The 3512-nt window shown below is 72.1% G+C and carries 7 protein-coding genes; all 7 read right to left on the bottom strand.

Annotation, left to right across the window (positions count from 1 at the left end):
• Positions 1 to 665: hypothetical protein (locus ACIQU6_RS44145; RefSeq protein WP_403488296.1), on the bottom strand; the 665-nt coding region annotated here is incomplete at its 3' end.
• Positions 666 to 697: 32 nt separating this feature from the next.
• Positions 698 to 1090, bottom strand: a complete 393-nt coding sequence (locus ACIQU6_RS44140) for a hypothetical protein (protein ID WP_403488294.1) — start codon at positions 1088 to 1090, stop codon at positions 698 to 700.
• A 46-nt stretch (positions 1091 to 1136) separates the two neighbouring features.
• Positions 1137 to 1406 (bottom strand): hypothetical protein, encoded by a 270-nt coding sequence (locus tag ACIQU6_RS44135; protein WP_403488292.1) that lies wholly within the window; start codon positions 1404 to 1406, stop codon positions 1137 to 1139.
• Entirely contained in the window at positions 1403 to 2158 is a 756-nt protein-coding gene (locus tag ACIQU6_RS44130) for a hypothetical protein (RefSeq protein ID WP_403488290.1), read from the bottom strand. Before ACIQU6_RS44130 ends, ACIQU6_RS44135 begins: the two co-directional genes overlap by 4 nt.
• A complete protein-coding gene (locus ACIQU6_RS44125) occupies positions 2155 to 2583 on the bottom strand; it encodes an excisionase family DNA-binding protein (RefSeq protein WP_403488288.1) in 429 nt (142 codons plus the stop codon). Before ACIQU6_RS44125 ends, ACIQU6_RS44130 begins: the two co-directional genes overlap by 4 nt.
• Complete coding sequence (locus ACIQU6_RS44120; RefSeq protein ID WP_403488286.1) at positions 2580 to 2915, bottom strand: hypothetical protein; 336 nt, start codon at positions 2913 to 2915, stop codon at positions 2580 to 2582. The genes ACIQU6_RS44125 and ACIQU6_RS44120 overlap by 4 nt, the downstream gene beginning before the upstream one ends.
• Positions 2912 to 3271 carry a hypothetical protein gene (locus ACIQU6_RS44115; RefSeq protein ID WP_403488284.1) on the bottom strand — a complete coding sequence of 120 codons (360 nt, stop codon included), beginning with the start codon at positions 3269 to 3271 and terminating at the stop codon, positions 2912 to 2914. Before ACIQU6_RS44115 ends, ACIQU6_RS44120 begins: the two co-directional genes overlap by 4 nt.
• Between the last annotated feature and the right edge of the window lie 241 nt (positions 3272 to 3512).

The raw sequence follows: 3512 nt of genomic DNA, 5'->3' as shown, positions 1-3512 counted from the left end.
GTGCCGTCGACGTCGCGGCGGAGTCCGGCGAGGGTTTCGCGTAGGCCGGGTTCGAGTTCGTCGAGGTCGAGGCGGGCCCGCAGCGCGGCGCCTTGTGGCTTGGGTAGGCGGTTGGCGAGGGCGCGCTCGACGGCGTGCACGGCGCGGGTGGGGTCGGGTTCGGTGAAGTCGACGCCATCGAGGCCGCTTGGCTTGGTGTGCTGGGTGGCAAGGTAGGTGGGCAGTTCGGTGCGGAGCGCGTGCAGGGTGTCGAGGTCGGCACCCTTGATGACGTCGGGCAGGGTGCGGCCGGCGTCGAGGAGCGCGCGGGCGCGGTCCCATGCGCGGTTCTGCCGGGTCTCGGCGAGGAGCTGCTCGGCCGCGCCGGCGGCCGGGGTGGTGGTGGCCTTGTTGGCGACGGTGCGCACCATGGTCGCGGCGGCGTCGGTCTCGCGCTGGATGCGGTCGAGGTCGGCGGCGGCCTGCTTGCGGGCGGCGCGCTCCATTTCGGCGCGGCGGCGGTGGTTGGCTTCGCCTGTCAGGTCGGGGTCGCGGAAGGTGCGGGCCTTGCTGAGTGCGGCATCCAGGCGGCGGCGCACTTCGACAAGGTCGGTCTTGCGGGTCTGCTTGAGTCGGTGGGTGGCGGCGTTGGCGTCGATGTAGTCGGGGCCGAAAAGGGAGGGCACAGGGAGTCAACTCCGGTGATGTCAGGGGTAGTTCAGTAGGGGCGGACGCGTATCGGGTGGCCGTCGGTGTCGAGCGGTGGGGTGCGGGCGGGGGTGAGTCCGTGGCGCTCGGCGTAACGACGCATGGCGTCGACCTCGGTGAGGTGGTCGGCGGGCGGCCCGTCGGGGGCGTCCTCCTCGGCGAGGGTGGCGCCGGTCTTGCGGGCCTGGGCGCGGACGAGGTCGAGCCAGCGGGCGTTGTCGGTGTAGAGGGTGCCCTCAACCCACCACGGGGCAGCGTGCACCATGCCGCGCTCACCCATCGTCGGATGGATGCTCAGCGGCCCGGAGCGGGCATCAGGCGCGATGATCTTGCGCCAGGGGATGCGGCGGTCATCAGGGGTGCGGTCGTCCCACTGGGAGCGGTAGACGGTGGTGGCGCTCACGGGGGTGTCTCCTGGTCGGCGGGTGGAGCCTGGCGGCGTGCGGGGGTCATGTGGCGGTGCGGCCGGTGAGACGGTCGTACAGGGCGGTGTCCTCGGTGTAGACGCGCACCCGGTCGACGTAGCCCATGGCTTCCAACTCGGCGGCGGTAGTGGGGAGTTGGAAGGTATCGACGGGCGGGCGGGCGTCGCGCTCGACTTGTTCGATCCATCGCTGGTAGGTGGGGGAGACGTAGTTGCCGATCTCCTGGACGCGGGGGCGCGGGGCGGCTTGGTCCTGGTGGAAGTTGTCGGCGGTGAGGTGCGCGTGCTCGGTCACTTGGTGTCCTTCGGGGTCTTGGGGGTGGCCGTGTTGAGGAAGTGGCGGACGGTGTCGCGGTGGCGCTGGGCCTGGTCCTGGATGGGGGAGGCGAGGAACGTGCGCCGGGCGACGGGGGTGTCCATCCGGCTTGTCTGGGTGATCTCTTCGAGCAGGGTCGCCAGGACCGCGCCTGCGCCGATGGCGGCGCGGGTGTGACCGGTCTTGAGCGACAGGGTGGCGGAGTGCCTTTCCTGGTGGACGGTTGGGGCGGTGCGTGAGGCGGGGACGAGTTCGGGCTCGTTGAACGTGTGCTCGCCGCGCTGCACCGGCACGAACCGGGTGATCGGCGGGGCGCCTGCGTGCCGGAGCAGCGCCGCGGCTTCCCCTAGGGCGCCGTTGTGGGTGCACACGGCGTCGACCAGGGCGGCAAGGGCGGCGCGGGCCTGCTGGTAGGCGGTGGCCACGTGGGTGGGGTCGGCGGTCTGCTCGGCCAGGGCGACGGCGTCCGCGGTGATGCGGGCGCGTTCGGTCTCGGCGGCCTTGGCGGCGGCGCGCTCGGCCTTGCGGCGGGCGGCCTCGGCCCGCAGCTTGGCGAACGTCCCCAACTCACGTGCATCCGTGAGCTGTTGGGCGGTGACCTGTTCGTCTCCGTCGCGTACGCGCTCTTCCAGCGCGGCGAGCAACTGCTCGGCCTCGGCTGCTTCCTGCTCGGCCTGCTTGATCTCGGGCGCCGGCTCGGGCTGGTCGGTGGTCGTGGTCGCGGTGGTCATGCTGCTCTTTCTCCTCGGTGGTGGCGGTAGTGGTGCAGGGCGTCGGTGTCGATGGCCCACACGCGCGCGCCGACGCGTTCGGCGGGGAGTCGGCCGGCGGCGATCAGGGCGCGGACGTGCCGGGTCGTGCAGCCCATGAGGGCGGCGGCCTCGGCTACTGACACCGTGCCCGAGGTGCGGGGTGGGGTTCCGGTAGCGGAAGAATCGAACGGCGCGGTAACGGAATCGAACATCTCGGCGTGCTGTGCGGCTGTGTGTAGCGCGTAGAGCAGGCGTCGGACGCCTGGTGTCACCTCGCCCCCGTCGGCGCGCACACGGGCCGTCAGATCGCGTACGAGGGCGCGCAGTACATCTCCGGCGACCGCGGCGGGGACGATGACGGCCCCGTCGGCGCGCGTGAGGTGCTCGGCGTCGGTGTCGCTCATGCGCTGGCCCCCTGGTCGCCGTAGAGCGTCACGGGGCGGCCCTGGTCGTAGGCGGCGCACCACTCGGCGGCCACGGCGCGGGTAAGGCGGCCCATCATCGATGTGTCGTCCTCGGGGGCGAGTTGGGCCAGCGTGCGGACGATGGGCGGTGGTGGTTCGGTGACGTGCTGGCCGTCGAGGGCGAGGCCGTCGTGCACGGCGTCGAGGACGTCGAGGGTGGACAGGCGCACCGTGCGGCCGTCGGCAAGTCGGTGGGTGTGCATCATGCGCCGGCCGTCGCGCTGTTTCTCGATGGCGACCAGGCGGCGGGATAGCGGGTCGGCGCGGCTCATCGGCGGCTCTCCTCGTCGGCTTCAAGGGTGGCGAGGCGCTGCTCAAGGTCGAGGGATTCGCGCAGCGACAGGCAGGCGTCGAGCAGTGTGCGGGCGGCCTGGACGCGGGCCTGTCCGCGTTCGCTGTCGAGGGCGTCGACCAGAGCGTCAACGGCTTTGGTCGAGGCGGCGGCCAGGCGGCCAACGGCCAGGCGCAGCAACTCGGTTCGGGTGTCGTCGACTTCCTGCCGGAACGCGGGGTCGTCGACCCATCGCAGGATGGTGCGGGCGGAGACTCCGGCGGCTTTGGCGGCCTGTCCGTTCGTGCGTCCTTGGGCGAGGGCGAGCACGGCGGCGGGGCGGTTCCTACTGGTCACAGGTCAAGGGCTCCAATCAGGGGGTGCGCGCGGAAAAGGGGCGCGCGGTGGGGCGGCGAGCGCGCGGCGCGGGCCGTGTGCGGCCTCGCGCACGCGCGCGAGACGCCGAACGACGCGGACGGACATTCGGCGGGGTGGGAAGTAGAGGTGGCGAGAGGTGCGGCGGGGTGGGGTGGTGCAGGGTTGTGCAGGGTTTTCCGAAACTCCCTACGCGTGCGGGTATGGGAAGAACCGGGAAACC

The sequence above is a fragment of the Streptomyces sp. NPDC090442 genome (assembly GCF_044769405.1).
Lineage (GTDB): Bacteria > Actinomycetota > Actinomycetes > Streptomycetales > Streptomycetaceae > Streptomyces.
The sequence above is the reverse complement of the archived record's forward strand: the minus strand, read 5'-3'. Positions and strand labels throughout refer to the sequence as shown.

Bases quoted from the DNA above. Each gene is read 5' to 3' on its own strand.
- ACIQU6_RS44130 (WP_403488290.1), bottom strand. From the start codon at position 2,158: ATGACCACCGCGACCACGACCACCGACCAGCCCGAGCCGGCGCCCGAG.
- ACIQU6_RS44120 (WP_403488286.1), bottom strand. From the start codon at position 2,915: ATGAGCCGCGCCGACCCGCTATCCCGCCGCCTGGTCGCCATCGAGAAA.
- ACIQU6_RS44125 (WP_403488288.1), bottom strand. From the start codon at position 2,583: ATGAGCGACACCGACGCCGAGCACCTCACGCGCGCCGACGGGGCCGTC.